The sequence below is a fragment of the Methanomicrobium antiquum genome, from assembly GCF_029633915.1.
GTDB classification, from domain to species: Archaea; Halobacteriota; Methanomicrobia; order Methanomicrobiales; family Methanomicrobiaceae; genus Methanomicrobium; species Methanomicrobium antiquum.
Genome location: NZ_CP091092.1, coordinates 1,685,380 through 1,710,677, shown reverse-complemented (window position 1 = coordinate 1,710,677; position 25,298 = coordinate 1,685,380). Strand labels below are relative to the sequence as shown.

General features: G+C 38.1%; 25 protein-coding genes. 14 read left to right on the top strand and 11 right to left on the bottom strand.

The features are described from left to right. Window positions 1-219: 219 nt before the first annotated feature. Window positions 220-1,443 carry a sensor histidine kinase gene (locus tag L1994_RS08445; RefSeq protein ID WP_278099009.1) on the top strand — a complete coding sequence of 408 codons (1,224 nt, stop codon included), beginning with the start codon at window positions 220-222 and terminating at the stop codon, window positions 1,441-1,443. Between the two features lie 10 nt (window positions 1,444-1,453). Here the strand turns inward: L1994_RS08445 and L1994_RS08440 are convergent, their stop codons facing one another. The 7 genes from L1994_RS08440 to L1994_RS08410 form a co-directional block, all read right to left on the bottom strand. Next, the gene (locus tag L1994_RS08440) at window positions 1,454-2,248 is read right to left on the bottom strand and encodes a hypothetical protein (RefSeq protein ID WP_278099008.1); all 795 of its coding nucleotides are present in this window, start codon (window positions 2,246-2,248) and stop codon (window positions 1,454-1,456) included. A gap of 85 nt (window positions 2,249-2,333) precedes the next feature. After that, window positions 2,334-2,672 carry a hypothetical protein gene (locus tag L1994_RS08435; RefSeq protein WP_278099007.1) on the bottom strand — a complete coding sequence of 113 codons (339 nt, stop codon included), beginning with the start codon at window positions 2,670-2,672 and terminating at the stop codon, window positions 2,334-2,336. Next, complete coding sequence (locus L1994_RS08430; protein ID WP_278099006.1) at window positions 2,669-2,950, bottom strand: hypothetical protein; 282 nt, start codon at window positions 2,948-2,950, stop codon at window positions 2,669-2,671. The genes L1994_RS08435 and L1994_RS08430 overlap by 4 nt, the downstream gene beginning before the upstream one ends. A 298-nt stretch (window positions 2,951-3,248) precedes the next feature. Next, complete coding sequence (locus L1994_RS08425) at window positions 3,249-3,527, bottom strand: DUF6293 family protein (RefSeq protein WP_278099005.1); 279 nt, start codon at window positions 3,525-3,527, stop codon at window positions 3,249-3,251. A 154-nt stretch (window positions 3,528-3,681) separates the two neighbouring features. After that, window positions 3,682-5,877 carry an elongation factor EF-2 gene (locus L1994_RS08420; protein ID WP_278099004.1) on the bottom strand — a complete coding sequence of 732 codons (2,196 nt, stop codon included), beginning with the start codon at window positions 5,875-5,877 and terminating at the stop codon, window positions 3,682-3,684. Window positions 5,878-5,911: 34 nt separating this feature from the next. Beyond that, a complete protein-coding gene (locus tag L1994_RS08415) occupies window positions 5,912-6,529 on the bottom strand; it encodes a 30S ribosomal protein S7 (protein ID WP_278099003.1) in 618 nt (205 codons plus the stop codon). A 5-nt stretch (window positions 6,530-6,534) separates the two neighbouring features. Beyond that, on the bottom strand, window positions 6,535-6,963 hold the full coding sequence (locus L1994_RS08410; RefSeq protein ID WP_278099002.1) for a 30S ribosomal protein S12: 429 nt from the start codon (window positions 6,961-6,963) through the stop codon (window positions 6,535-6,537). A gap of 964 nt (window positions 6,964-7,927) precedes the next feature. On the opposite strand from L1994_RS08410, the gene L1994_RS08405 reads away from it, so the two are divergent. The 13 genes from L1994_RS08405 (at window position 7,928) to L1994_RS08345 (ending at window position 21,211) form a co-directional block, all read left to right on the top strand. Next, window positions 7,928-8,332 carry a 6-carboxytetrahydropterin synthase gene (locus tag L1994_RS08405; RefSeq protein ID WP_278099001.1) on the top strand — a complete coding sequence of 135 codons (405 nt, stop codon included), beginning with the start codon at window positions 7,928-7,930 and terminating at the stop codon, window positions 8,330-8,332. A gap of 45 nt (window positions 8,333-8,377) precedes the next feature. Then, window positions 8,378-8,986, top strand: coding sequence for a 7-carboxy-7-deazaguanine synthase QueE (locus L1994_RS08400; RefSeq protein WP_278099000.1), 609 nt, complete (start codon window positions 8,378-8,380; stop codon window positions 8,984-8,986). Between the two features lies 1 nt (window position 8,987). Then, window positions 8,988-9,746: a 7-cyano-7-deazaguanine synthase QueC gene (queC, locus tag L1994_RS08395; RefSeq protein ID WP_278098999.1), complete on the top strand. Its 759-nt coding sequence runs from the start codon at window positions 8,988-8,990 to the stop codon at window positions 9,744-9,746. Between the two features lie 109 nt (window positions 9,747-9,855). Beyond that, entirely contained in the window at window positions 9,856-10,362 is a 507-nt protein-coding gene (locus L1994_RS08390) for an NUDIX hydrolase (protein ID WP_278098998.1), read from the top strand. Window positions 10,363-10,370: 8 nt separating this feature from the next. After that, window positions 10,371-11,279: an alpha/beta hydrolase family protein gene (locus L1994_RS08385; protein WP_278098997.1), complete on the top strand. Its 909-nt coding sequence runs from the start codon at window positions 10,371-10,373 to the stop codon at window positions 11,277-11,279. Between the two features lie 64 nt (window positions 11,280-11,343). Continuing rightward, window positions 11,344-12,621, top strand: coding sequence for a peptide chain release factor aRF-1 (gene prf1, locus L1994_RS08380; protein ID WP_278098996.1), 1,278 nt, complete (start codon window positions 11,344-11,346; stop codon window positions 12,619-12,621). Window positions 12,622-12,660: 39 nt separating this feature from the next. Beyond that, the gene (argS, locus tag L1994_RS08375) at window positions 12,661-14,325 is read left to right on the top strand and encodes an arginine--tRNA ligase (protein WP_278098995.1); all 1,665 of its coding nucleotides are present in this window, start codon (window positions 12,661-12,663) and stop codon (window positions 14,323-14,325) included. Then, window positions 14,306-15,205 carry a 4-demethylwyosine synthase TYW1 gene (twy1, locus tag L1994_RS08370; RefSeq protein WP_278098994.1) on the top strand — a complete coding sequence of 300 codons (900 nt, stop codon included), beginning with the start codon at window positions 14,306-14,308 and terminating at the stop codon, window positions 15,203-15,205. Before argS ends, twy1 begins: the two co-directional genes overlap by 20 nt. Window positions 15,206-15,207: 2 nt before the next feature. Continuing rightward, the gene (sepS, locus tag L1994_RS08365; RefSeq protein WP_278098993.1) at window positions 15,208-16,821 is read left to right on the top strand and encodes an O-phosphoserine--tRNA ligase; all 1,614 of its coding nucleotides are present in this window, start codon (window positions 15,208-15,210) and stop codon (window positions 16,819-16,821) included. 201 nt (window positions 16,822-17,022) lie between these two features. Then, window positions 17,023-17,976: a DUF1848 domain-containing protein gene (locus L1994_RS08360; RefSeq protein ID WP_278098992.1), complete on the top strand. Its 954-nt coding sequence runs from the start codon at window positions 17,023-17,025 to the stop codon at window positions 17,974-17,976. 741 nt (window positions 17,977-18,717) lie between these two features. Continuing rightward, a complete protein-coding gene (locus L1994_RS08355) occupies window positions 18,718-20,214 on the top strand; it encodes a DUF2193 domain-containing protein (protein ID WP_278098991.1) in 1,497 nt (498 codons plus the stop codon). Window positions 20,215-20,249: 35 nt separating this feature from the next. Then, window positions 20,250-20,459, top strand: coding sequence for a DUF2180 family protein (locus tag L1994_RS08350; RefSeq protein WP_278098990.1), 210 nt, complete (start codon window positions 20,250-20,252; stop codon window positions 20,457-20,459). Window positions 20,460-20,464: 5 nt separating this feature from the next. Beyond that, the gene (locus L1994_RS08345; protein WP_278098989.1) at window positions 20,465-21,211 is read left to right on the top strand and encodes an MIP/aquaporin family protein; all 747 of its coding nucleotides are present in this window, start codon (window positions 20,465-20,467) and stop codon (window positions 21,209-21,211) included. 144 nt (window positions 21,212-21,355) lie between these two features. On the opposite strand, the gene L1994_RS08340 is transcribed toward L1994_RS08345, so the two are convergent. From L1994_RS08340 to L1994_RS08325, 4 genes are all read right to left on the bottom strand, one after another. Next, window positions 21,356-21,778 (bottom strand): hypothetical protein, encoded by a 423-nt coding sequence (locus L1994_RS08340; RefSeq protein ID WP_278098988.1) that lies wholly within the window; start codon window positions 21,776-21,778, stop codon window positions 21,356-21,358. A gap of 300 nt (window positions 21,779-22,078) precedes the next feature. Next, a complete protein-coding gene (locus L1994_RS08335) occupies window positions 22,079-23,824 on the bottom strand; it encodes a PAS domain-containing protein (protein WP_278098987.1) in 1,746 nt (581 codons plus the stop codon). A gap of 223 nt (window positions 23,825-24,047) precedes the next feature. Beyond that, entirely contained in the window at window positions 24,048-24,185 is a 138-nt protein-coding gene (locus L1994_RS08330; protein ID WP_278098986.1) for a helix-hairpin-helix domain-containing protein, read from the bottom strand. Between the two features lie 495 nt (window positions 24,186-24,680). Then, entirely contained in the window at window positions 24,681-25,241 is a 561-nt protein-coding gene (locus tag L1994_RS08325) for a winged helix-turn-helix transcriptional regulator (RefSeq protein WP_278098985.1), read from the bottom strand. Window positions 25,242-25,298 lie beyond the last annotated feature (57 nt).

Genomic DNA, 25,298 nt, shown 5'->3' with positions numbered 1-25,298 from the left:
TGCCGGTGAAGGGGTACAGGCCATATGTACTTTACATAAATCAGGATGAAACTGAACAAAAAAGCCTGAAAAATTTTCTTGAACAGAACTTTTCTTTTCATGTAGATACATCCGGAGATTTTTTAAACGGTGTAAAAAAAAGCCTCTGCTTTCAATTACGATGCAATTATTTCGAATGCAGAACTTTTTAGTGATGATGCCATTTTAAACATAAAAAAATTGCGAAATCAGGGATTGTTTTACCCCTTTATCGCGACATATTCTGAAGAATCCGATGATATTTTGAAAACTCAAAAAGATATTGCTGATTTCTGGATCAATAATGAAAACGATAATGAATCAATGTATAATAAATTTTATAAATTTGTTGAAAAATCCACAGAAATCTCAAAATCAGCAAAACAAGACCGTGGAATTCATGATATTCTTCCGCTTGTCTGGAATAAAACACCTGTCGGCCTTATAATTATTAATTCAAAAACCAGGGATATTCTTGGATTTAATCTGGCGTTTATTGAGATTTTTGGGATAGAAAATCCTCAAAATATAAGATTTAATGACCTTTTTAAGGATCCAAATATTACTGACAGTCTTATAAATACTATAGAATTCGGAGAAAACCAAAGAATTGAGGCTGATTATGATTTCGATAAAATTAAAAAATCAAAAATCTATAGCACATCAAAAAAAGGGAAGGCAAACCTTGAATTAATTCTTATACCTTTGAATGACAAAGATGCCAATATTTTAATCCATGTTAATGATATAACAAATCTTAAAAAAGCAGAAAGCAGGATTCTTTTAGTCAACAAAGAATTAAGTTTTCTAACCGGAATCACCCGGCATGATGTTATTAATCAGGTTTCTGCTGTTAAACTTTATGCAGAACTTTTGTGTTATAGTCAAAGCGATGATGATAAGGCTTTTGGCTACTTAAAGGCGATTGAGGACTGTACTGGAAATATTGAAAGGCTTGTTAATTTTTCAAAAGATTATGAAAACCTGGGAAAATTTGATAACTCCTGGCAGGATTTAAAAAATATGGTTCTTCTTTCTGTTTCAGATGTATTAAAGCCTGATATAAATCTCAGAATCGAAACTGGAAACTGTGAGATATTTACTGATGATATGATGAAATTTGTCTTTTCCAGTTTATCTGAAAATTCTGTCAGGCATGGAGAAAATGTCTCTTTAATTTCTGTAAAATTCAGAGAAGATGGAGATTTTGGTGTTATATCATTTGAGGATAACGGGGTGGGAGTTGCAAAAGAGGATAAAGAGAGGATATTTATGAAAGGTGTTGGTAAAAATACCGGTTATGGCCTCTTTTTTGTTAAAGAGATTCTTGAATTTATGGGTTATTCAATAATTGAGATTGGTTGTTTTGGAAAGGGAGCACGGTTTGAAATAAAAGTTCCTGCCGAAAAATGGCGTTATTTTTGAAATTCTAAATTCATACCCAGTCTGTGAGATTTGTCTGATCATAAGGGATAACTGAAGATGTTTTTCTAACAACAAGATTCATCTCATCAGCATAATTTGCAATAGCCTTTGTTGTTTCATTCCAGGTAATTAAAGGAACATCTGCGTCAAATCCTCTTTTAAAGTAGTAAAATATCGGATTGTCCAAAGTGCTGTCCGGGTGTTCGCCATAGATTAAAGCATGTTTATGGCCAGTGAACAGTTCTATCAGTGCAGGTTTTTGTTTTGGCCCTGCAAGGTTTAGATTTTCTTTTGTTGAGTACTGGATAATAGGACTTGGATTTTTGTTCTCCTTATCAAGCCTGAAAAATATTTTTCCTCCCTTTTTTCCTCCTACAAGCGGACATTTAATGAACGGATTGATTTCAGACAGTCCTTTATGTGAGTCGCTGTCAATATCAATACAGGCAATTGTATAACCGTCATTTGTCGGGTAGTTCATGCCAAGTGAGATGCTGATTGTTCTTTCATCCATATTTTCCAGTGAATGAGAATCCCAGAAATTATTGATTGCAAGTATTCTTTTTGGTGAAGGAACATGAAATGAGTCGCTGACATTTTTTCCAAAAAAGCGTCTGTCATAAATTCTTAAAAGTTCTTCTTTTGAAGGAGGATTTTTCTTATATATGCCTTTTTTTGATATTATCCCAAGCGGAGCTTTTGACTTTGGCTGGCAGGGTATTGGAATTATTCCGTTTTTCCTGCACCAGGATACAACTTCACCGGCATTTTTTGGTTTGTAGGGAGTGTATTCGCATCCGGGCATAGACTTAAATTACAAAATGAGTTTTATAGGTTATAAAAGGTGGCGGGGATTTTGGAATTTATCAGCAGGATTTGAATTTATTTCATTATGAGTGGTATCCAAATAATTTTTCATATTGCTTGTGATTCATCCAGTCAATCAGAAGAGTAATCCGGCCTTCGTTATCGGATGAGATCCAATATATAAGTCTCCATGACTTATTTAAATCGAGCTTCCATAAATTATCCGGGCTGAAAATTTTATTAAAATCTTTTGGAATCAGTCGTTTTGGGATTAGAATGCCGGAAAAAGGATCTTTTTGCAGGATATCAATTGCTTTGTCTATTTCTTTTAAAATACGAAGATCTTTTGAATTAGAAGATGACTGGATCTTTTTATATTTCGCTGCCGCATTTTCGTCATTAAAATAAATACGGGTTTTCATTTAATCCTTAGTTCCTCGTGGTTTTTGTAGTATTTTAAAACCTCAGGATTATATATCCAGCATATATGCCCCTCACTGTCTGCTGCAATTTTGCCTGACTCTAAAAGATAATCGATAATCTGCATAAATGTCTGATACATCATTTTTTTGGGAAGTTCGTTGCAGAGAGCTGTTTTTTTATATTCACCACTATTATCCCTGATAAAGTTCTCAACCATCTTTATACTGTCAAGTGTTGGTGAATGTATTCCTGTTCCTTTTTGAGTCAATGCAGTCATGAGAATATTGTTTATTATATAACAATATATAATTTTTTGAAGAGTAAGATTTCCTGAAAAATTAATTTTTAACATAATCTAAAAGCGTCCATGATAATTTTTTTCATGCACCGGTTTCATGCAAGTTACGAAGTAACTTTCATGTAAAACGCACATGATGAACTTTTTTCATCACATAAAAAAGTGATGAAAGTCTATCAGGAATTTTGACTTTCATAACAAACCCGCATGATGAGCGTTTTTCATCACACAAAAAAGTGATGAAAGTCTATCAGGGATTTTTGACTTTCATAACAAATCAATCTTTTAGGAAAGAAAGGGCATTTATTCCTTCCTGAGTCAGTTTGATTATGGGCCTGGTTCCATTTTTTTCAAGTCGTATATAATCCCATTCAATAAGAGGGTTTATGTATTTTCGTTGAAGTGCATTATATTTAGCAACCAAACCCTCTTTTGATTTATTATTTAATAATTTTATACCTGAAGATTCCAATTCTTCGATAAGTATTTTTTTTGAGATTGATGGATATTTATTTAACAGAGGATTATTTGGAAAATATCCTAAATGTTCACACAATGCACTTGAAGACGCTACAATCTGTGCAGAGTGCTTCTTAGAACTTAAAAAAAGGAAATTACTTAAACTCTGTTAATTGGGTCCAATTAAAAAAAGCTAATTGCACTCGAAAAAACTAAAAAATCAAAAAAAAGCAAGAAATGTTTAAAAAATATTATGCGAGATAGTCAGCAGGCTCTGGTATCTGTTCTTTTAAGCCTTTACGCTTTCTAATCTCTTTTACAACGTCTTTAAGCATTCCTGCCGGAACAATTTCAAAGCCGGCAAACTCTGTGGACCACATTGCACGTCCTTCTGTTGCTGAGCGGACATCGCCTGCAAATCCAAAGAGCTGTGCAACCGGTGCTTTTCCGATAACTGTGATTGTGTCACCTTCAGATGTCATATCAGAAACCTGACCGCGGCGACCCTGGATCATGCCTGTTGCACTACCCATGTGCTCCTGTGGAACAGTTATCTGCAGAATCTGCATAGGCTCAAGGAGTGAATCGCCAGCCAGAAGAATACCTGCCTTTACAGCACTTCTTACTGCCGGAATTACCTGTGCAGGACCACGGTGAATTGCATCTTCGTGAAGTTTTACATCAACAAGTCTGATTTTGACATTCTGAACCAGTTCGTCTGCCAAAGGTCCTCCTGCAAGAGCTTCGCGCCATCCTTCAAGGACAAGTTCCATTGTCTCGTTTAAGTACTGAATACCCTTTGTCATATCGAAGAACATGTTTGTTCCTTCGATTGCAGTAAGGTTTTTAGCCTCTTCCTTGTCAAATCCTGCTTCAATGAGTGCGTCACGGCGTTCAAGTGCCGGCAGGTCCATTGAAATGGTGCCGTCTTTTAAAAGCTGGACAACATCTGTCGGGAGCGGCTCAAGTTCAATATAGAACCTGTTGTGGCGGTTTGGTGACTTACCTTCAATCGGCCCTGCTGTTCCTGTGATTGTCTCACGGTAAACAACAATAGGCGGAGATGTGACAATTTCAACTTTCTTGTCACGGCCGATACGACCGGTGATAACTTCCAGGTGAAGTTCTCCCATACCGGAGATTAAGTGCTCACCTGTCTCTTCGTTGATTGTAACCTGAACAGTCGGGTCTTCTTTTGCAACCTGTCTTAAAACAGTGATTAACTTTGGAAGATCCTTCATGTTCTTAGCCTCAACAGCGACAGTCATAACAGGCTCGGAGTAGTGCTTTAAGGATTCAAACGGAGTCATTTCCATTAATGTTGTAACTGTTGAACCGACAATTGCATCCTTAAGACCTGTAACTGCAGCGATGTTTCCACACGGAAGTGCTTCAACTTCAATTCTCTCGGCACCCATGAAGACACCAACCTGTGTTAAACGGTTGACTTTCTTTGCTGTACCCATAACGTAGCACTCTGTACCGCGTCTGAGTGTACCTGAGAAGAGACGTCCTGTTGCAACTTCACCTGCGTGCTGGTCAAATGAAATATCTGTAACCATCAGACATGCAGGACCTTTAGGATCGCATGTAAGCATTGCTTTTCCTTCAGGAGTGTCCTTTGTTCCGTGTTGCCAGATGATTGGAACACGGCGCTTCTGTGCATCCTGAGGGTTTGGAAGGTGGCGGACAACCATGTCTAAAACTACTGAACAAAGAGGACTGTTCTTTGCAAGCCATTTCATATCTCCTTCCGTACATTTCTCGTAAACATCCTTGAATGAAACACCGCTCTTCTTCATGAATGGTACAGATACTGCCCAGTTATAGAGGGCTGATCCAAATGCAACTGTTCCTTCTGTTGCATCAAGTTTCCAGCCGTTGTTGTAGGCCTCTTCATTCATACCTTTGATGAGTTTGTTGACCTTATCGATAACTTTTCCAAGGCGAATCTGCATCTCCATCTCATCAACTTTGAGCTCGTTTATTAAACGGTCTACTTTGTTTACGAAAAGAATAGGTCTTACACCCTCTTTTAATGCCTGACGCAGAACTGTTTCTGTCTGTGGCATAGTTCCTTCGACTGCGTCAACCAAAACCACAGCACCGTCTACTGCACGCATGGCACGGGTAACATCTCCACCAAAGTCAACGTGACCCGGAGTATCAATCATGTTGATTAAGAATTCCTCGCCGTTGTACTCGTGAACCATTGAAACATTTGATGCATCAATTGTAATTCCACGTGCCTGCTCTTCCTCATCTGAGTCCATCCAGCAGGCTTTACCTGCGATCTCCTCACTGATCATTCCTGCGCCTGCAAGAAGGTTATCAGAGAGGGTTGTCTTACCATGATCAATGTGAGCTACAATACCGATGTTTCTGATATGTTCAGGATTGTCCATCAGTTCTGTAACTCTTTCCACCATCTTTTTTCGTCTGGTCATAATCTAACACCAAAAAAAAGTAATATATTATTGATTAGCGTGCAGATTTTGCTACGCGTTCGCGTTCTTCCTTCTTTGCTACAGCATAACTGCGTGTGTCCCCTGCGGCAGCGGCGATTAATTCATCTGCAAGGACTGCAGCTGCTGATCTCTTCTTTTTGCGGCTTCCCTGTTGGACAGCACGTGCAATGAAGAAAAGAGCTGTGTCAATGCGGCGCTGTGGTGCAGTGTCAACTGACTTTGGTACGTTTATACCACCGTACTTCAAACGAACAGTCTCCTCACGCGGTCCTGCATTTGCAATAGCGTCAATTAAGACCTCGACTGGATTTTTGTTTGTCTTTTTGTAAATAATTTCAAATGAATCCTTTACAATACGGGTTGTAAGCTCTTTTTTGCCTGTGTTGTTCTCTGTCTGCATGAGCCTGTTGATTAAACGCTCAACAATAAGCATCTCAGACTTTGAAAACTGCTGTTTCTGTTTTCTTCCACATGAGTGCGCAACGATAAGTGAATCAACACTGACGTAGCGAACAAGGCCCGGATCATTTACCTTTACTTCAGAGAGATCCCATTTGTTGAAGAGGAGGTTTGTATTCTTCTCTACAACAGGCGCTTCTGTGGTTTCCTGTGCAATTTCTTCTGCGCTCATAAAGATTACCTGCGTGGCTTCTCCTTCTTGCCTATTACCATTTCACGAAGGCATACATTGTTCACTGCGATAACCTGATAACGAACACCAGGAATATCTCCTTTTGAACGGCCTAAACGTCCGCCGATACCTTCAATTGTGACTTCATCGTGTTCATCAATGAAGTTGATTGCACCGTCGCCGACTGCGAATGCACTGACCTGACGGCCATTTTTGATAAGCTGAATACGAACACACTTACGAATAGCTGAGTTCGGCTGCTTAGCTTCTACACCAACCTTTTCAAGGACAATACCACGACCCTGAGGAGCTCCCTCTAAAGGATCTGACTTGATGTCAAGACCGAGTGCCTTCCTTGAATAGTTTACATCGCGCCATCTGTTGTTTTTAGAGTCGCGCTTACATTTTCTTGCTGCAAATTTACCGTTTCCCAATTGAACACCTCAATTGATGGAAAATATCCATTATTACTGCCTCTTTAAGATGCGCGAATAACGCGCGAAATTGATATGATATGGCTACAGAGTAATCCCACAGGGTTTTCGAAGAAGCGAGGCAAATTCATCAAAATTCCACGGAAAACAGGCAGATACCAACCCGCTGTCCTCACCGCCGCTGCCAATCTATATCAGACTTCTCCCTAAAATTAGGACCTGAAGGGTATTAAAGATAATAGCTGTGTGTCATATGTGTGCGCGGCAGATGCCTGCTATACATGAATCATACATTGTTTGTGAATGTGGAAAAAGATGAGTGAATGAGAAAAAATGTTTACAAAAATACAGGGGAAGGACTTCATGAATACCCTGGGAAAATTTAAGAATTGCTGTTAAAATAGACTAATCTTCGTTTTTTCTTTTTGCAGACTGTAGTTGTCTGATAAAGTGTGGTAAAGAATTTTCTTTTTGTTTTTAAGAATAATTTTTTTTAAGTTACAGGTGCAGGCGCATGCTCTGATGCGCGTGATATCCGGCAGTGATCTTTTTTAAATTTTTTATTTACATCTAAACTTTTACCTTTGGACAGAACAAATTTTATAGGAACAAATTCAATCCGGATATTTTTCCTAATACCAAACATGGATTTTCATCTCATTATCGTTCAACTCTGATTTTGATCTGAAAATATCCTTAGCCGGAATGAACAATCGGTGGGAACAGGCAGGTTCTGATGTTTTTTTCTTTAAATGTTCCTGCTATTTCCGCTTATTATTTACTGAACATAATCAGGAGAATAAAAGAAATCTAATGGATATTCAATGAGATCAAAAGAGAGCCCAAAGAGATAAATTCGGTAACATGAGTGATAATAAAAATCAACATGTGTGAAGTTATAAAAAACAAAACATCTGAAGTTATAAAAATAAAATATTATAAAAATCAAATTGTGTGATAATAAATGAGTATCAGGATATACAAGGAATCATATTTCGAGGCAAGTCACAGGCTTTTGCATTACAAGGGCAAGTGCTTTCGCCTGCACGGGCATCAGTGGAGAGCAGAATTCTGGATGGAGGGTGATTTAACGCCTGAGTCTATGATCCTGGTAGATTACAATCTGATAAAAGAGGTTGTTTTAAGATACGATCATGAGGTAATACTGAATAAAGACGATCCTATGGTTGAATGCCTCTCAAAATTCCAGGATGTTGTGTTAACAGACGGCGATCCGACAAGCGAGCTATTAGCTGAGAGAATCTCTTCAGAACTTGAAGAGGAATGCAGAAAAAACAACATAAATGCAAGAGTTGTAAAATGCCGCATCTGGGAGTCAACATCCTGCTATGCAGAGTGGACACCTTAAAGCTTTTAAAACTTATAATGTCGTTAAATTTTTAAAAGGTCACTGATGAAGATAATTGAAATATTCAAAAGCCTTCAGGGCGAAGGGCCTCTTTCGGGAACAGTAACTCTGTTTGTACGACTCTCCGGCTGTAATCTCAACTGCCGCTGGTGCGACACCAAAAAATCTCATAATGGGGGAGTCTGGATGAGTGCAGAAGAGATATTTGAAAAAATTGAGAAATCCGGTGTTTCTTATGTCTGCATCACAGGCGGAGAGCCACTATTATCAAAAGAAGAGTTGATACCTCTTTTAAGAATTCTTCACAACTCCGGTTACAAAACAGAGATTGAGACAAACGGTACAATTGACTTCTCTGACCTGCAGGATTATGCCCAAATATGTATGGATGTAAAATGTCCTTCCTCTGGGGAAATGAGCGACCTGGAGCTTTTGAAAAATCTCCGAAAAGATGATTCTGTTAAGTTTGTAGTCAGTGATGAAGCAGATTTTTGTTATGCAAAAGATATAATTGAAAATTACCTGATAAACTCACAAATATTCATATCGCCCGTATGGGGCAGTAATTGCAAAAAAACTGCACAGATGGTAATAAACAGCGGACTGCCTGTCAGATTTCAAATCCAGCTTCACAAAATAATAGGTGTTGAATAAAATGAAAGCAGTATGCCTGATTTCAGGGGGAATGGACTCATCCACACTTGCATATGTTGCAAAGGATATGGGATATGATATTCTGGCGCTTCATACGGTGTATGGGCAGAGAACAGAGGAAAAAGAGCTGATGTGTGCCAAAAAAATTGCCAAATCACTCGATGCCCTTGAATTTATGGAAATATCACTATCACATCTGACACAGTTTGGCGGAAGTTCTTTGACTGATTATTCAATGAATGTTCTTGATCACACTGATGAAAAAGGGGATGAGAAAAGAAAAAATTCTCAGGAAAAGACTCAGACAGGTGCCGGGAATGAAGAATCTTTTGGATCCCACACAATCTCAGGTACAATTTCAACTACAATTCCAAACACCTATGTTCCTTTCAGAAATTCTAATTTACTGTCAATTGCGACAAGCTATGCAGAGACTCGTGGCGCTGAGGCAATATTTATCGGTGTTCAGGCATCGGACTATGCAGGCTATCCTGACTGTCGACCTGAGTTTGTTGAGGCATTTCAGAAGGTTATTTCTCTTGGTACATCTGATGAGACAAACATCCGTCTTATGACGCCTTTTGTAAATCTAAACAAGACTGAGATCTTAAAAAAAGGCTTAAAACTTGGTGTTCCATATGAAGATACATGGTCCTGCTACAAAAGCAATCATCCTGCATGTGGGAGATGTGATTCCTGTTATTATCGCTTAAAAGCGTTTGAAGAGATTGGAGTAAAAGATCCGATTGATTATGCCTAAATATTAATCCTAAACGCCGAAATGATTCGGAAGAATAAAAGTGATTGGTGGATATAAATCAAAAAGAACAGAGATCTGAATTCATGCAAATTTATGAGAGTATGAAAATATGAAAAAAATTGATGATATTTACAGTGGCGGCAGAATGAAAGTAGAGAAGGTTGAAGTTGACCTTCCAGGCGGAATTACCCTTGAAAGAATAGTTGTAAAACCAGGTGGTGCAGTTGCAATACTTCCTATGGATAACGAATACTGCTATCTGATAAAGCAGTACAGATATCCGATTGATGAGTATATCTATGAAGCACCTGCAGGAACGATGAATGAGGGGGAAAATCCTGAAGAAACAGCGCACCGTGAACTCATTGAAGAAACAGGTTTTAAGTGCGAAGAGTTGGTTCCAAAAGGCTATATTTACACAACTCCCGGATTTACAAACGAGAGAATTTTTTTGTATGAAGCATATTCCCTCTCGCCTTCTGATGAATTCCAAAAGGATGATGATGAGGTAATAGAGGTTGTAAAGGTAAAAAAGCCTGAGGTTTTTGAGATGATAGAGGATGGCAGAATTGTTGATGCAAAGACAATCTGCCTTGTATTCAAATGCCTGAGGTAGAATAAAATATGAAATACAAAGCATCAGTATTTTTAATTTTGATTATTGCCACGGCAGTTTTCTTCTGCGGCTGTGCATCAAACAATAGTCCGGCCAAGCCTGCAGACCTCACATCACATATTGCATATTCTGTATCGGATGACGGAGTTTTAAGCGTTGATGAGATTAGTTATTCTTACAGTCTTTGTAATGTTTCAAACGAAGGTAAAAACGGCTCTGTAAAACTTTCTGAAATTGTGATGAAAGATGGAGAAGATGAAGTATATACAACTCTGGCATCCCCTGAGAAGCCTTTGTCCGGAGTTGTATTCGCACCAGGCGCCGGTGTAAGTGCCGATGCACACAAAAACCGCTCAATTTCTTATGCAGAATCAGGCATAGCATTTATGGTTGTTGATATTCGCGGAAACGGCGGGAAGAGCGAAGGTGTCTCGCTTGATTTCCAGCATGAATATGAAACAGCTGTAAAGGGAATGACTCCTCAGTATTACAGAATAATTTTTGATCTGATTTCTGCAAAGGACTATCTGAAAGAGATATATGGTGAATCTTTCCCTGTATATATTGCAGGTTCATCAAACGGCGGACGATATGCGGCAATTGCGGCAGGCATCGACTCTGAGTTTGAAGGATATTTTGGAATATCTACTTCAGGTTATGAATGGGAGAATAACAAAAATGGTGAGGCTGTTGATCTTTTCATTAAAAGCATCAATCCTGACAGCTATATAGGGATGATTAAACCCTCAAAAACAGTAATTTTCCATGCACCTGATGATTCGGTAATTGACTTTGAATCCGGGATGTCGCTTTATAATAAGGCAGAAGAACCTAAGGACTTTGTAGCCTTTAACGGGACTCATGGGATAAATAGTGAAGTGGATGAATATATCAAAACCCTGCTGGCAGAAGACTAAGACTTAATGCCATACAGGTTGAATTATAGTAAAGTTTCCAGATAATTACGGTGAAAATACAATTATGGCAGAAGATGTGGAAGTGGAGCTTGACAGCGCAAGAAAAAGATATGAATTTAAAAAGACTCTTGAGAAACTTGCTGAGAAAGAAGGAAGCGGAACTGAATTAATTACAATTTACATTCCTCCGGATAAACAGATTTATGATGTAACTGCACAGCTAAGAGATGAGTTCGGGCAGTGTGCAAACATCAAAAGCAAGCAGACAAGAACCAATGTACAAAGTGCAATATCTTCAATTCTGTCACGACTAAAATATTATGACAGACCTCCTGCAAGCGGGATGGCAGTCTTTTGCGGAACAGTGAAGCTTGGCGGCGACAGGACAGATATGGACTGTACAATAATCGAGCCTCCTGAACCTGTAAACCTCTATATGTACCGGTGCTCTTCTAATTTTGAGCTTGAACCTCTGCAACAGATGCTTGTTGAAAAGGAGGTCTATGGTCTTATTGTCATTGACAGAAGAGAGGCATACATAGGATTTTTGCGCGGAAACAGGATAGAACCTGTATCTGGTATTACTTCAACAGTTCCCGGAAAACAGAGGAAGGGCGGTCAGTCTGCAATGCGTTTTCAAAGACTGCGTCTTATTGCCATAAATGAATTCTATAAAAAAGTTGCAGACAGGGCTAATGAGATTTTTCTTGCCGAACCTGATTTTTATGAGAGATTTAAGGGAGTTTTAATCGGCGGCCCTACTCCGACAAAGGATGAATTTGAAAGCGGAAATTTCCTTCACCACGAACTTCAGAAAAGAATTATCGGTCTTTTTGATGTGTCCTATACAAACGAAAGCGGTCTTTCAGAGCTTGTTGATAATGCATCCGATGCCCTTCGCGGCGTTGAAGTGATGAAAGAAAAGGTTGTAATGGACCGTTTCTTCAAAGAGCTTGTGAAAGATGAGGGTCTCTCATCTTACGGTGAGGAGAGTGTCAGAAAGAATCTGGAGATTGGAGCGGTTGACACTCTTTTATTGTCGGCTGTTTTGAGAGAGTCAAGGATTAAGATTCAGTGCCAGAATTGTGAATACTCACGTGAAGAAACTGTAAAGGTTGCACCCGGAAAGAAAATATCTGACGTTGAGATTGGTATATGTCCAAAATGCTCTGCTCCTGTGTATATTGAGGAAGAGACAGACATAATTGATGAACTTGCTGAACTTGCAGATTCAGGAAACACAAAAGTCATGATTATTTCTGATGACTTTGAAGAAGGTGCAATGCTCTACAACGCTTTTGGTGGTGTTGCGGCAATTCTTCGCTATAGAACGGGATACTAAAAAAACCTATAAAAAGGACAATACAGGTGGAAATAATATATGTTTTTTGAGACATACAAAAAAGTAGAGGATGCTTTAAAAAAGGTCTCCGGCGAAGATGACGTCTTTTTAGGTGATGGCGGTGACCATGCTGACCTTGCATCAACAGTTGCTTTTGCGCTTGCAAAAAAAGAGAGGGAAAATCCTGCAAAGATTGCCGCATCAATTGCAAAAAAGCTTGAGGCTGAATTTGAATCATCAGATATAAAAGTTGAAACAAAAGGACCTTACATCAATTTCATTTTTGGCGCCGGATATCTTTCAGATGTTTTAAAAGCGTCATTAAAGCCGGGATATGGGCAGCTTCCTGAAAAAGGGGTGCGTGTCTGCATTGAGCATACAAGCGCAAATCCAAACGGGCCTTTGCATGTCGGCCATATCAGAAATTCAGTAATTGGCGATACTCTTTCAAGAGTCTATAAAAAAGCCGGGTATATTACTGATGTCCATTATTATGTAAATGATATGGGTCGTCAGATTGCAATTGTCTCATGGGGATTTGACAACATTGACATTGCAAGGAAGGATAATGAGAAAGGGGATCGCTATGTTGCTGATGTCTATGTTTTGGCAAACAAAAAAATTGAGGCTGACCCTTCGATAAAAGAAGAGATTGACAGAAGGATGGCTCTTATTGAGCAGGGTGACCCTGAGATGGTTAAAAAATTCCGTGAAGCTGTTTTGTTGTGCCTTGACGGTATGAAAGAGACACTAAACGAGCTCAATGCACCCCATGACAGATTCATTTTTGAAAGTGATTTTGTCAGGAACAAATTAATGTACAACATCCTTCACAGAATTGAGGCTCTTCCCCAGGCAAAACATGAGGAGACATTATCTCTTGACTTAACAGAATTTGGCTTTGAAAAAGACTATGTATTAAGGCGTTCAGATGGAACATCGGTTTACGCCGCACGTGATCTTGCATACCACGAATGGAAGAGCGATAATTATGACAGGGTTATTGACGTTTTAGGAGCAGATCACAAATTAATTGGAACACAGCTTCAGTCAACTATGAAGCTTTTGGGAGATAAATCGCCTGAGATTGTTTTCTTTGAGTTTGTATCTCTTCCTGAAGGTTCTATGAGTACCCGTGCAGGAAAATTCATCTCTGCTGATGACTTAATTGGAGAAGTTACAAAGCGTGCATATGAAGAGGTTAATTCAAGAAGGCCGGAGATATCAGAGGATGAGAAGTGTGCAATTGCAAAATCGGTTGCAATCGGTGCTGTAAGATATGATATTGTCCGTGTTTCACAGGAGAAATCAACCGTTTTTGACTGGAAAGAGGCACTTGACTTTGAAAAACAAAGTGCTCCTTATGTTCAGTATGCACATGCCCGTGCATGTTCGATTCTAAAGAAAGCAGGAGAATTTGAGGAGATTTATTCTCCTGAGAGTGAGCAGGAGATAGCGCTTGTTAAAAAAATAGCACTGTTTCCAAAAATTATTGATGAGATTTCAAGAGATCTTCGTCCCCATGTCCTTGCAATCTATGCACGTGAACTTGCAGATTTATTCAATACCTTCTACCGCTACAATCCTGTGCTAAAAGAAGAGGGAAAATTGAGGGATTCAAGGCTTACAATTGTAAAGGCGGCGCAGAACACACTTCACGAAGCTCTTTTAACACTTGGTATAGATGCAGTCAGAAGCATGTAAATCCCTTGAAAAACAGGGATATCAGTTTTTCTCAAAAAAGTCATCTGCCGCCTTAAAACCATGCATGTGGAACAAACGGGCGCTTTTAGGCGGCGACATGTGCTACAAGCACCAGTTTTACAATATTTCAAGCCACCGGTGTGTTCAGATGACGCCTACATTAAAGTGTAATCAAAGATGCCTTTTTTGCTGGCGTTCGATGGAGTATGAAGTCGAAGAAGAAGAGGAGTGTCCGCCTGAGATTATCCTTGAAAGGATGCATGCTCTTCAGAAGAAATCTCTTGCAGGATATAACTGGATTTTAGAATCAAGCACAGCAACAGAGAAGCTATGGAATGAAGCACTTAACCCTGATATGATTGCAATATCGCTTTCCGGTGAGCCTACGCTTTACTCTAAGCTTCCAGAACTTATTGAACTTTTTAAGAGAGGAAACAACACAACATTCTTAGTCTCTAACGCAACGAAGCCGGAGATGATTGAGCGCTGTCATCCGTATCAGACCTACATCTCACTTGATGCACCTGATAAAAAGACTTATCTTTCAGTCTGCCGGCCTGAAGAAGACTTTTGGGGAGAAATTCAAAAGAGTCTGTCGCTTTTAAAAGATCGGCGCTCTGCAATAAGGACAACTGTTGTGAAAGGTCTAAACGATTTTGGTGCAGAAGAATATGCAAAAATGTATCAGAGTTCAGGTGCAGATTTCATTGAGGTAAAGGGATATATGTTTGTCGGGCACAGCCGGCAGAGACTTGTGAGGGAGAATATGCCCGAACATGATTATGTTCGTGATTTCGCTTTGGAAATCTCAAAATACTGTGATTATAAAATAATAGATGAAAATCCCCTGTCAAGGGTGGTTTGCATGAGAAGGCTGTAAATATGAGATTTAGTGCAGAAAAATTCAGGGAACTGGCCAAATCAGATTTTGAAGCGGCGTGGCACGAGGGAGAAAAAATACAAAAGACAGTTTCACTCTCAGAGAAATATCCAAGAAATATAATTCGGGCGGCTAAAAAGCATCCCATAGCAGAGACTATCCAGAGGCTTCGTGAAGCATATATGATGATGGGTTTTGATGAGGCCCGTGTTCCACTCTTCATTGACGAATCTGATGTGTATAAGCAGTTTGGTCCTGAGGCCTCCGCAGTTTTGGACAGGGTTTTTTATCTGGGGGGTCTTCCCCGTCCAAATGTTGGTATTGGGAAAAAACAGCTTGAAAGCATTTCAAAAATAACCGGGAAGGATATTTCTGAAGAGACTGAGGAGAACCTTAGAAAGACTCTTCATGCCTACAAAAAATCCGAGATTGACGGTGATGAGTTAACGCACGAACTTGCAGTAGTTCTTGATACGGACGATGGTCTTGTTGTAAATATAATGGATGAGGTTTTTCCGGAATTTCGCGAGTTGTCACCGGAGTCTTCAAGAGTCACTCTTCGTTCACATATGACTTCAGGATGGTTTTTGACACTTGGCGATATCTGGGACAGGGTTCCTCTTCCAATCCGCCAGTTTTCAATTGACAGGTGTTTTCGCCGTGAACAGGAAGAAGGCCCGACACGCCTGATGACATATCATTCGGCATCGTGTATAATTGCCGATGAGGATGTTTCGGTTGAGGATGGAAAAGCGGTTGCCGCAGGTCTATTGTCTGCATTTGGATTTACTGATTTTGAGTTCAGGCCTGATGAGAAGAAGTCAAAATATTATGTTCCTGAAACCCAGACAGAGGTCTATGCCAGACATCCTGTTCATGGCTGGGTTGAGGTTGCAACATTTGGCATTTACTCTCCGCATTCTCTGGCGGCATATGGTGTGGAAGTTCCGGTTATGAACTTAGGTCTTGGTGTCGAGCGCCTTTCCATGATAGAGTACGGAGCAGAGGATGTAAGAGCATTAACCTACCCGCAGTTCTTTCCGCAGAATTTCACAGATTTGGATATTGCCCGTGCAGTCTCCCTAAAAGAATCACCAAAGACAGAGGAAGGTATTTTTATAGCAGACTCAATTGTAAAAACAGCCCGTGATCATTTCGATGAAAAAAGTCCCTGTGAATTTTTAGCATGCGATATTGATTTTGGTTTTGGATGCAGAGTTAAGGTTTATGTCTTTGAGGATGAGGAAAACTCAAAACTTTTAGGCCCTGCGGCGCTAAACGATGTTTTTGTTGCGGACGGAAGAATTCTTGGTCTTCCGGATACTTCCAGCTACAAAAAACAGCGTGAAAAGGGGGTTAATGCTTCTATTTCATTCATTGACGCTGTTGCCAATCTTGCGGCGGCAAAAATAGAAGAAGCAGTTTTTTACGGTGAAAATGGCAGTATTGACTTTAAAATGATTAAAGTTCCATCAGAAATAAATCTGAAAGTTGAACCCTGGGCGATGAGGTATATCACCGACAACAACAAAAAAATTGATGTCAGAGGGCCGGTTTTTACTGCAATAAGATGGGAGATCGAACAGTCCGAGTGCCACTGTGACTGCGAAGAGTAATTTCAACTGAAATTAAAATTGTGATTTACATGAAAAGTTGCATGAAATTTTTTTCATCAACACTTTTTTTTGTAAATTCATTGTTTTATGAACTTTTTCATATTCCTGTTAAATAGTGCATAAAAACATTTTTTCATAAACATTTTTTAAAATGTCGTCAAAAATCTAATAATTCCAAAGGATAATTTATCTTATAATTTTATGATCAATAATTCAGCAAATTCATCTATAAAAGAGCTCAATCCGGTGATTGTTTCAGCAAGCCGTGCAACAGATATTCCGGCATTTTATTCGGACTGGTTTGTAAACCGGATAAAAGAAGGATATCTTATAAAATTTAATCCATATAACAACAGGCCTTATAAAATCAATTTTTGTGATACAAAATTCATAGTTTTCTGGACTAAAAACCCAAAACCTATTATTAAGCATCTCCCTTTTTTTGACAGTCTGGGAATCAGATATTACTTTCAGTACACTTTAAATGATTATTCACGTGAAGGATATGAGAAGAATGTTTTACCGCTTAAAGACAGAATTGAGACCTTTAAAAATTTGTCTGATATTATTGGGAAAGAAAAGGTTGTCTGGCGATCTGATCCACTTATATTATCTGGTAAAATAGCCTTAAAAGATCTTTTGTTGCGAATTGAAAAAACAGGTGATGAAATCTCAGATTATACAAAAAGGCTTGTCATAAGTTTTTTTGATAATTATAAATCAGTTGAAAAAAACTTAAAAAAATTTGGATTTTCTGGTATCCGGGAGTTTGAGAAAAGTGAAATAACTGAGTTTGCAACCGGTCTTTCCAGCCTTAATAAAAAGTGGAATCTTGGTTTGTCTGCATGCAGTGAAGATATTTCTCTTCTGAAATATAAAATAGCCAAAGGAAGATGCATTGACCCAAATCTGATACGGGAGATCTGTTCAGATGATTCTTTTATGTTAAAATATCTTGAAGAAAACAGTGGGAAGGATAAAAGTCAAAGGTCTCTTTGCGGGTGCATTCCTTCAACAGATACAGGACAATATAATACCTGTATTCACGGATGTGCCTATTGTTATGCCACCAGAAATCCTGTTCTTGCAATAAATAATTACAGGCTTTTACTGAAAAATCCTAAGAGTGAATCAATGTATTTAAAAGGCATCTGAATAATCCCGATACAATCCGGGTTAATAATTCCTAAAAATCAGGAGCAAATGCTCGGTTTTTTTATGAAGGAGTATATCAATCTGATTTTGAAATAATTGTTTTCAGTAAATGATCCCGGGACAAAGGATTCTGAGAAAATATTTTTCACAAATTTTGATCTAATTTGGATATTCTTCAAAATATGATGGTTTATGTGATTAATAATCACTTAAATTTAAGTTTAGCAAATTCTTATTAATATAATTCTAATAAACTCATATTAGACAGATGAGAGATCTGTCATTTTCTATTAATTTCGTCAATATCCTTATTGTTAGGGATAATTTGACCAGACCAGAAATTACAAACCAGAAATTATAGTGTTCTGTCACACCCCCCCGTGACAGATTTACTATGATTAAAATGCAATATTGCAACATAATGCCTGTTTTTTTTTAAAATTTCCTGAATTATTTGGGATTTCATAAATTCAGGGACAGGATTCATACATTAAATAAGGTTCTATTATATCAGGTTGTTAATTTAGACCAAACTGATTTTATATTCATTATTGTGGCTTTATTTGTTTTTGTATCTGCACCATTTTGATATGCAGTTTCTCATTGCTGTTTCTATGTAAGCTTAACAAATTAAACTCTATTTGGGGTTTAATCTCTTCAAAAAAGCTGATAAATCCTTGTGTGAGTTAATTATAAATATCTTCAGAATATATGATGACACATCCATAGGAGGTATAACCTATGACAATTTATGGAAAAATGATAGACGAAGCAATGGGGGCCCAGCGTGCTGATGTCTCCATCCTCCAGAAGAAGAGAGGAACCGATTTTAAAGTAAAAGACGGAAAACCGTACGTAGATGCGGTGAATAAGATGAAGGCCGGAGAAGGGCAGTCAAAAACTGTAATCGACCTTCATGTAGAATCAGTCAATGCCCACTTCAATACTCTTACATCATTAACAGACTTTGTAAAGCCCGAAGACGATCCATTTGTAGAGCACTACCAGACACCTGTTGTTCTTGAAATTCTGTATGATGAGGACCCTGCATTTAAAAAGAGCGTTGATAAATTCATCAAGCAGATCGGAAAGTCTGAGGCACTGATTGGACGTGAATCTGCCCGCAGATATGCAGGCTTTTACGGGCCTACATGTGTTGTTGACTTTGCAATGATTCCCGGAAGTACAAGCAATGTTGTAAACCAGATATTAACAAAAACAGATATTCCGGCAGATCACAAAAAAGCTCTTCTTGCCGCTAAATCCTGGGGAATGAATACATCATATGGTGTTGGTGATGTGTTTGCAAAAAGTGTTGAAAAAGAAATGACTCTTGCAGATGCTGTTAAAGGCGAGATAAATGAGTTAAAACACATTTATGAAAGTCCTGTTTCTGCACAGGCAGAGCTTATGGATGCAAACAATCACAGTTCTTTTGACGTCAGAAAATACATGGCCGAATACAGGAAGAAGATGGAACCTGTTGTAAAAGCGGCCATCAGTGACGAAGTACATTATGCAAACATTGTTACTGTTCCTGCGTACTGTGTTGGAGATATTGCCCATCACATTGCACAGTCCACATACAACATGTGCAAAGACGACATGGTCATGGGCATAATAGAGGCAGTAACTGATGTAATGGAAAATACTCTGCGCCAGAACGTATCAAAGTTTAAGAGCGTATATCAGGTGACATCTGTTGCAACCGGAGCAACAGCCGCCGCGGCGGAATACATCCTTGAACTTGACGGATTCAACGGTCCGACAGTTGTAGAGCTTCTCACAAAAAGGTACCACAACTTCGTTCAGTTAAATCCAACAAGAGGAGCTGCAGCAGAGCTTCACAACTGTGACTTCATGGACATGGTATATCGTGGATGGGGCATAATGGACAGGGCAAGGAAAGTTAAAAACGGCTCTGGAAATGCACTTAAACCAACTGTCAGCGGACTTCCGGTTGATCTGTCACCTGTTGACAAACATGATGTCATACAAAACCCACAGCGCTATGTATATCCGGCATGTGCAATTACAGTCAGATTTGCGGCAATGATGAGTCTTGCTGACTACCCGTGCCTGCTTACATCCGAGCCTGTAACTGCAACAATGATGACAAACATAGTTGCTCTTGACAAAAAGACTGCCGCGGCACCTGTCCGTGCCTGCAAGAACTGTGCATCTGCATCTCTTGTGGATTTCCGCCATGAATACTGCCAGTACAGGGAAGCAGTCTGAAAAAAAAATCCAAAAATTTTTTGGAGGTTTTCACGATGAAATGTTATGTCTGTGCACAAATGGGAAAAGATACTGATGCTGTAGCAATCTGTATTGTCTGTGGAATGGGGCTTTGTATGGAACATGCCATAAGGGAAGATCAGGAAATCTGGGAAGGAGGCTATCCATTCCCGGCAAAAAAAGTATCCAAAACCCTTCCAAGAATACTCTGCCCGGAGTGTGCTGAATCAATAAAAAGGACGTGATTTTGATGATATCACTTGGAAAGAGGTTTACCGCCGAAGCAATAGGCACTATGCTTTTAGTCTACTTTGGTGCAGGTGCGGCGGCGATGACTCTTATGCTGGTTGATGGGGAGGAAACTCCAAATACCTTCAATATGGGCATCGGTTTATTAGGTGGTCTGGGCGACTGGCTCGCAATCGGCCTTGCTTTTGGAATTACTGTGATGGCTGTTATCTATACCTTTGGAAGGGTATCTGGAGCACACATAAATCCGGCAGTATCAATTGCTTTATGGGCGAAAGGACTCTTCCCTGCAAAAGATATGGTTGTATATGTAATCGCACAGCTTATCGGGGCACTTTTGGGAAGCATTCTGTTTGCATTGTCTGTCGGTCCCGAAGCGATTGCTATAGGCGGACTTGGTGCAACCGCTCCTTTTGTCGGCATAACTGTCTGGGAAGCTCTCCTTGCAGAGATAATCGGGACATTCCTTCTTATGATGGTCATTATGGGTGTTGCAGTCGATGAAAAGGCACCGCCTGGATTTGCCGGTCTTGCAATCGGACTTGCCGTTGCCGGAATCATCACTACAATCGGCAACATCTCCGGTGCATCGATAAATCCTGCCCGTTCTTTTGGTCCGATGTTGGCAGATCTCCTGCTTGGAGGGCCAAATGTGCTTTCAGTTTACTGGATATATGTTGCAGGGCCGGTTATTGGTGCAGTGCTTGCGGCATTCCTCTATCAGTGGATTATTGCCGATGGTGAATGATTAAAGATCAAAATTTCCTCTTTTTCACAACAGACTGAAGCAAAGTTTTATAGGATATCTGTGTTTATGGTCTACATTTTATTCTGTTAAAAAATAGTTTTTTTAAAAAGAATTGTTTTAATAATTTCTTTTTAAAAATTTATGTTAAAGACCCAGTCCGGATAAATCAAGAATCATTCCTTCAATTTCTGTATCTTCAGCCTCTTTTTTGATTTCTTCTGCTTCAGGATCTGACTCTTTGAAGAATGCGAGAGATTCTTTAAAGGCTTCTTTACAGATATCACAGTTGCAGAATTCAATAACCATTTCTCCACTAAAAAGAAGGCTGTATGCAAACATTCTGTCTGTAAAATTCATCTCATCTAATCTGCATGGTGAAATTTTTTCAGGCTCAAAATCTGCTTCTGCTCCGGGAACAATTTCTTCTGTTTCTTTTGCTTCATCTGTGTTGATTATGGTCGTTGTCTCAACAAAAAAGGACTGGCCGCAATTCCAGCAATTCTCCATATAAGGAGTACTTCTTTTGCCGCACTTGGGACATATCTGATATTCTGGAAGCTCTTCCATAAATGATAGTTATGTAATTTATGTTTAATCTAATCTGCTGTTTGAAATGATATGGATTAGTGAAAGATAAAAATTTAAAATTGTTCCGGAAAAAATTCTCAATCCGGTAGTTTTTATGAAAACATGAATGAAACGAATTATTCAGGCTTTATTCATTTATGTCATGAAGTAACTTTCATAGCAACGCACATGATGAGCGTTTTTCATCACACAAAAACTGTTGATAAGTCTTTTTTGGATTTCAGACTTTTATCGCAAATCAGATTTTTTTTAATGGGAATAGAAAATTGCTTTTTGATTTCAATTTCCTATAAATCTAATGTCATTTGCCGGAACTTTAATCTCGAAATTTACTCCTTTGCCAAAGATTCCTGTCTCTTCTATTGAAATACCTGTGATTGCCAGAATTTCTCTTACAAGGTAAAGTCCAAAACCCTGGTTGCTTCCATAACCTGCCCTGAATATGAACTCTTTTTTATCATTTGGAATTCCAGATCCGTTATCTGAGTAATTTATTCTGAAAAATCCATCATCATTTCCCAACATTATTTTGATTTCAGTAAAATTTCCTCCATGCATAAGCGAATTTCCAATAAGGTTGGAAAAGACCTTTTCAAGCATATGATCAGCGTAGATTTCAACACCGGCGACATCAGAATATACTGAGATATTTTCAGGAATATTCTGGTTGTTTAGAGATATTTGAATAATCTCTTCAATATTCTGCCATTTTGGAGGCTTTCCACCCATATCCTGATAATCTTTGCTAAACTCAATCTGTTTTTGAATTATTCTCACAGATGCACCTGCTTTATCAAGATAAGGTAGTATATTTTCATCCTTTGAATCCATCTCTGCAAATTCAAGGTTTGCTAAAGCAACCATTATCTGATTTATGATGTCATGTCTTGTTATTGAGGATAGAATGCTAAGCTTTTTAGAAGCTGTGTGAAGGGCATTATCATTTTTTTTGCGAAGAGTTATATCGCGTATTATTGACTGAGCAACCATTGTGTCTTTGTCAACGATAACTGATCGGATGTCAATATAATTTGTATTGCCGTTTGAATTTTTAAATATGCTTTCAAATTCACAATGACCTGAATTTTCCAGGGATTCAATACATTTTTCAATCTTTTCAGCCTCTGTATCCGGGTGAAGATCTGTCAAATTTATCTCTTTTAATTCATCCAGTGTGTATCCTGTCAGTTTGCAGGCATTTTTGTTTGCATCAAATATTTTTCCTTTTACAGAATGAATGAAGATTGCATCTGTTGATTGCTGAAAGAGATTTTTGTATCTTTCTTCTTTGATTTTTAGGATTTTTTCTGTTTTTACCTTTAATGAAACATCTATTACTGACAATAAAATTATTCCAAGTTCATTTATTTTGTGCAGTGATGCCAGAGTATAGCATGTCTCACCATTTTTTTTCACAATTTTGATTTCTGCATTTTTTAGCTCTTTAGGATGAATTTGCTTTTTTACATCTGGTTTTTGTAAAGTATCTTCAGGTTTTTTAAAAATTTCATCTCTGTCATCAGAGCTTATCAGTTCAGGCAAAAACTTTTTTTTGAGTTCTTTGAAGTCATACCGGGTAATTCTTTCAAAGTCTTTATTGCAATAGATTATTTTTCCTGATTTGCTGATTACTGCAGTCGCCGCGCCTGAATTATCAAAAAGTCTTTGATATTTCAGACTGTCTTCACGGAGTACTTCAGAAAGAGTTGATGCAATTGCGCCAACTCCGATAAAGACAATACTCCTTATGATATTCTCATAAAATATGCCTTCTTCTCCTTTGGTTATTACAAATGTTATGAACAAAAAAAGAATTGTCAGAAGAAGAGTAAAGTAAAATCCTTTTTTTGGATAGCAGATTGCCGCGATTATTATTGGAATGTAGTATAAATGATAATAAATAGTGTCTATATTGTGAGTGAGGCAGACGATTGTAATTACCAGTGCCGCGGCTGTTGTTCCTGTAATTATTAAGGAGAAATATTGTGTTATTTTTTTGTCATTTGGCAGATATCCGGTTTGCATTCTTCACCATAACTATAAAATGCCTTTTTTGGGCAGGTATTTTATCAGAATATTTAGTATAAATTGACTGGATCTGCTAAATACTATTTTATTTGACAATTCTGAACAAAAATTTCTTGATTCTCATTTGTCTCTTTTTTTTTCATTATTTACTTTAAAATTCCGTGATTAATGACTGATAATCTGAATTATTGAAGATTATATATGGAATTGCAGTTCTGCCTTAAATTTTAAGGCGTGAGAGATCATCTACAGAAGAAATTTTATTTTTTTTTCTTTTTCTGGAGATTTTTCCTGCGCCTTTTTTTCCAATCCCCGGAATTTGCACAAGCTCATAATAACTGGCATTGTTTAAGTCCATCCTGTAAGAAGAACCTCTTTGTTTTTGAGAAATCTGCGCAAGTATTTGTTTTGGATCAGTGTTTGGAAAAAAATTTTCCTCATTAAGAATCTGATAAAATTCATCCGGCCTGAAATTATAATCCCTGATTTAAGTATTATGTCTGATAAAGGTGGTTTGTCCTCCATTTGGGAGTGTTTTCGCAGGTTTCAAGAGGTGTGTTTTTTGTGCTTTAAATAGTGAGAAATAGACTCTTTTTGGTTTTGATTTACCATGAAAACGTCCATGAAATTATATTTCATGCTAACTGTTTCATGTAAGTTATGAAGTAACTTTCATGTAAAACGCACATGATGAGCTTTTTTCATCACACAAAAAGTGATGATAAGTCTATCAGATATTTTTGACTTTCATAGCAACGCACATGATGAGCTTTTTTCATCACACAAAAAAGTGATGATAAGTTTATCAGGAATTTTGACTTTTATTACAAATCCAATCCGTGCGATATTTCTTTCATGATTTTACAAAAATTGCAGTTAGTTTTTTACCATCAAAACTGTTTACTGCAACAAATCGCAAGTTAAGATTGATTTTCATGCCTTTTTTTATCTCCAGTTCTATCTCTTTCTCCGCAAATCCTGTGATTGCTATCTTTAAAATACCTTTTTTGAATATTTCATTATCAGTCAATTTTTTAAGCCCTTTATCGTCAATTCTTAAAAAATCATGGAAAAATTTGTTTTTGTAAATGACATTTTTTTCATTATCAAAAAGCATAATACCTTCATTTACATAATCCAGGAGGTTTGTAAGCCCGACTCTGTTTGAAATTGTAAAAACTTTTGTATGCCCGCACGAACGTTCTTCTATGTGGCCGGCGGATGTCAAAATAAGAGCATATTTTCTCACGGTGTTTTTATTAAGGCCTGTTTTCTCAGCGATATCTGTTATTGTAACTCCTCTTTTGTCCTGTTTAATCTCTTTTATAATCGCATTTACTGTATCTTTATTAAGAGTGCAAAAAAGTGCCAGTTCTTCAAGTTCATCTTTTTCTATCTCATCATCTTCGCTCAAATTCCAAACCTCCTGAAATTTTTAATTTTCACCTTCAGAGAAATTAATTTTAGTAGT

What these genes read in the sequence shown, in the direction of transcription:
- L1994_RS08440 (WP_278099008.1), bottom strand. Translation starts at nt 2,248, where the DNA reads ATGCCCGGATGCGAATACACTCCCTACAAACCAAAAAATGCCGGTGAA.
- L1994_RS08435 (WP_278099007.1), bottom strand. Translation starts at nt 2,672, where the DNA reads ATGAAAACCCGTATTTATTTTAATGACGAAAATGCGGCAGCGAAATAT.
- L1994_RS08430 (WP_278099006.1), bottom strand. Translation starts at nt 2,950, where the DNA reads ATGACTGCATTGACTCAAAAAGGAACAGGAATACATTCACCAACACTT.
- L1994_RS08420 (WP_278099004.1), bottom strand. Translation starts at nt 5,877, where the DNA reads ATGACCAGACGAAAAAAGATGGTGGAAAGAGTTACAGAACTGATGGAC.
- L1994_RS08415 (WP_278099003.1), bottom strand. Translation starts at nt 6,529, where the DNA reads ATGAGCGCAGAAGAAATTGCACAGGAAACCACAGAAGCGCCTGTTGTA.
- L1994_RS08405 (WP_278099001.1), top strand. Translation starts at nt 7,928, where the DNA reads ATGAGTATCAGGATATACAAGGAATCATATTTCGAGGCAAGTCACAGG.
- L1994_RS08400 (WP_278099000.1), top strand. Translation starts at nt 8,378, where the DNA reads ATGAAGATAATTGAAATATTCAAAAGCCTTCAGGGCGAAGGGCCTCTT.
- queC (WP_278098999.1), top strand. Translation starts at nt 8,988, where the DNA reads ATGAAAGCAGTATGCCTGATTTCAGGGGGAATGGACTCATCCACACTT.
- L1994_RS08390 (WP_278098998.1), top strand. Translation starts at nt 9,856, where the DNA reads ATGAAAAAAATTGATGATATTTACAGTGGCGGCAGAATGAAAGTAGAG.
- L1994_RS08385 (WP_278098997.1), top strand. Translation starts at nt 10,371, where the DNA reads ATGAAATACAAAGCATCAGTATTTTTAATTTTGATTATTGCCACGGCA.
- prf1 (WP_278098996.1), top strand. Translation starts at nt 11,344, where the DNA reads ATGGCAGAAGATGTGGAAGTGGAGCTTGACAGCGCAAGAAAAAGATAT.
- argS (WP_278098995.1), top strand. Translation starts at nt 12,661, where the DNA reads ATGTTTTTTGAGACATACAAAAAAGTAGAGGATGCTTTAAAAAAGGTC.
- twy1 (WP_278098994.1), top strand. Translation starts at nt 14,306, where the DNA reads ATGCAGTCAGAAGCATGTAAATCCCTTGAAAAACAGGGATATCAGTTT.
- sepS (WP_278098993.1), top strand. Translation starts at nt 15,208, where the DNA reads ATGAGATTTAGTGCAGAAAAATTCAGGGAACTGGCCAAATCAGATTTT.
- L1994_RS08360 (WP_278098992.1), top strand. Translation starts at nt 17,023, where the DNA reads ATGATCAATAATTCAGCAAATTCATCTATAAAAGAGCTCAATCCGGTG.
- L1994_RS08355 (WP_278098991.1), top strand. Translation starts at nt 18,718, where the DNA reads ATGACAATTTATGGAAAAATGATAGACGAAGCAATGGGGGCCCAGCGT.
- L1994_RS08350 (WP_278098990.1), top strand. Translation starts at nt 20,250, where the DNA reads ATGAAATGTTATGTCTGTGCACAAATGGGAAAAGATACTGATGCTGTA.
- L1994_RS08345 (WP_278098989.1), top strand. Translation starts at nt 20,465, where the DNA reads ATGATATCACTTGGAAAGAGGTTTACCGCCGAAGCAATAGGCACTATG.
- L1994_RS08340 (WP_278098988.1), bottom strand. Translation starts at nt 21,778, where the DNA reads ATGGAAGAGCTTCCAGAATATCAGATATGTCCCAAGTGCGGCAAAAGA.
- L1994_RS08335 (WP_278098987.1), bottom strand. Translation starts at nt 23,824, where the DNA reads ATGCAAACCGGATATCTGCCAAATGACAAAAAAATAACACAATATTTC.
- L1994_RS08330 (WP_278098986.1), bottom strand. Translation starts at nt 24,185, where the DNA reads ATGGACTTAAACAATGCCAGTTATTATGAGCTTGTGCAAATTCCGGGG.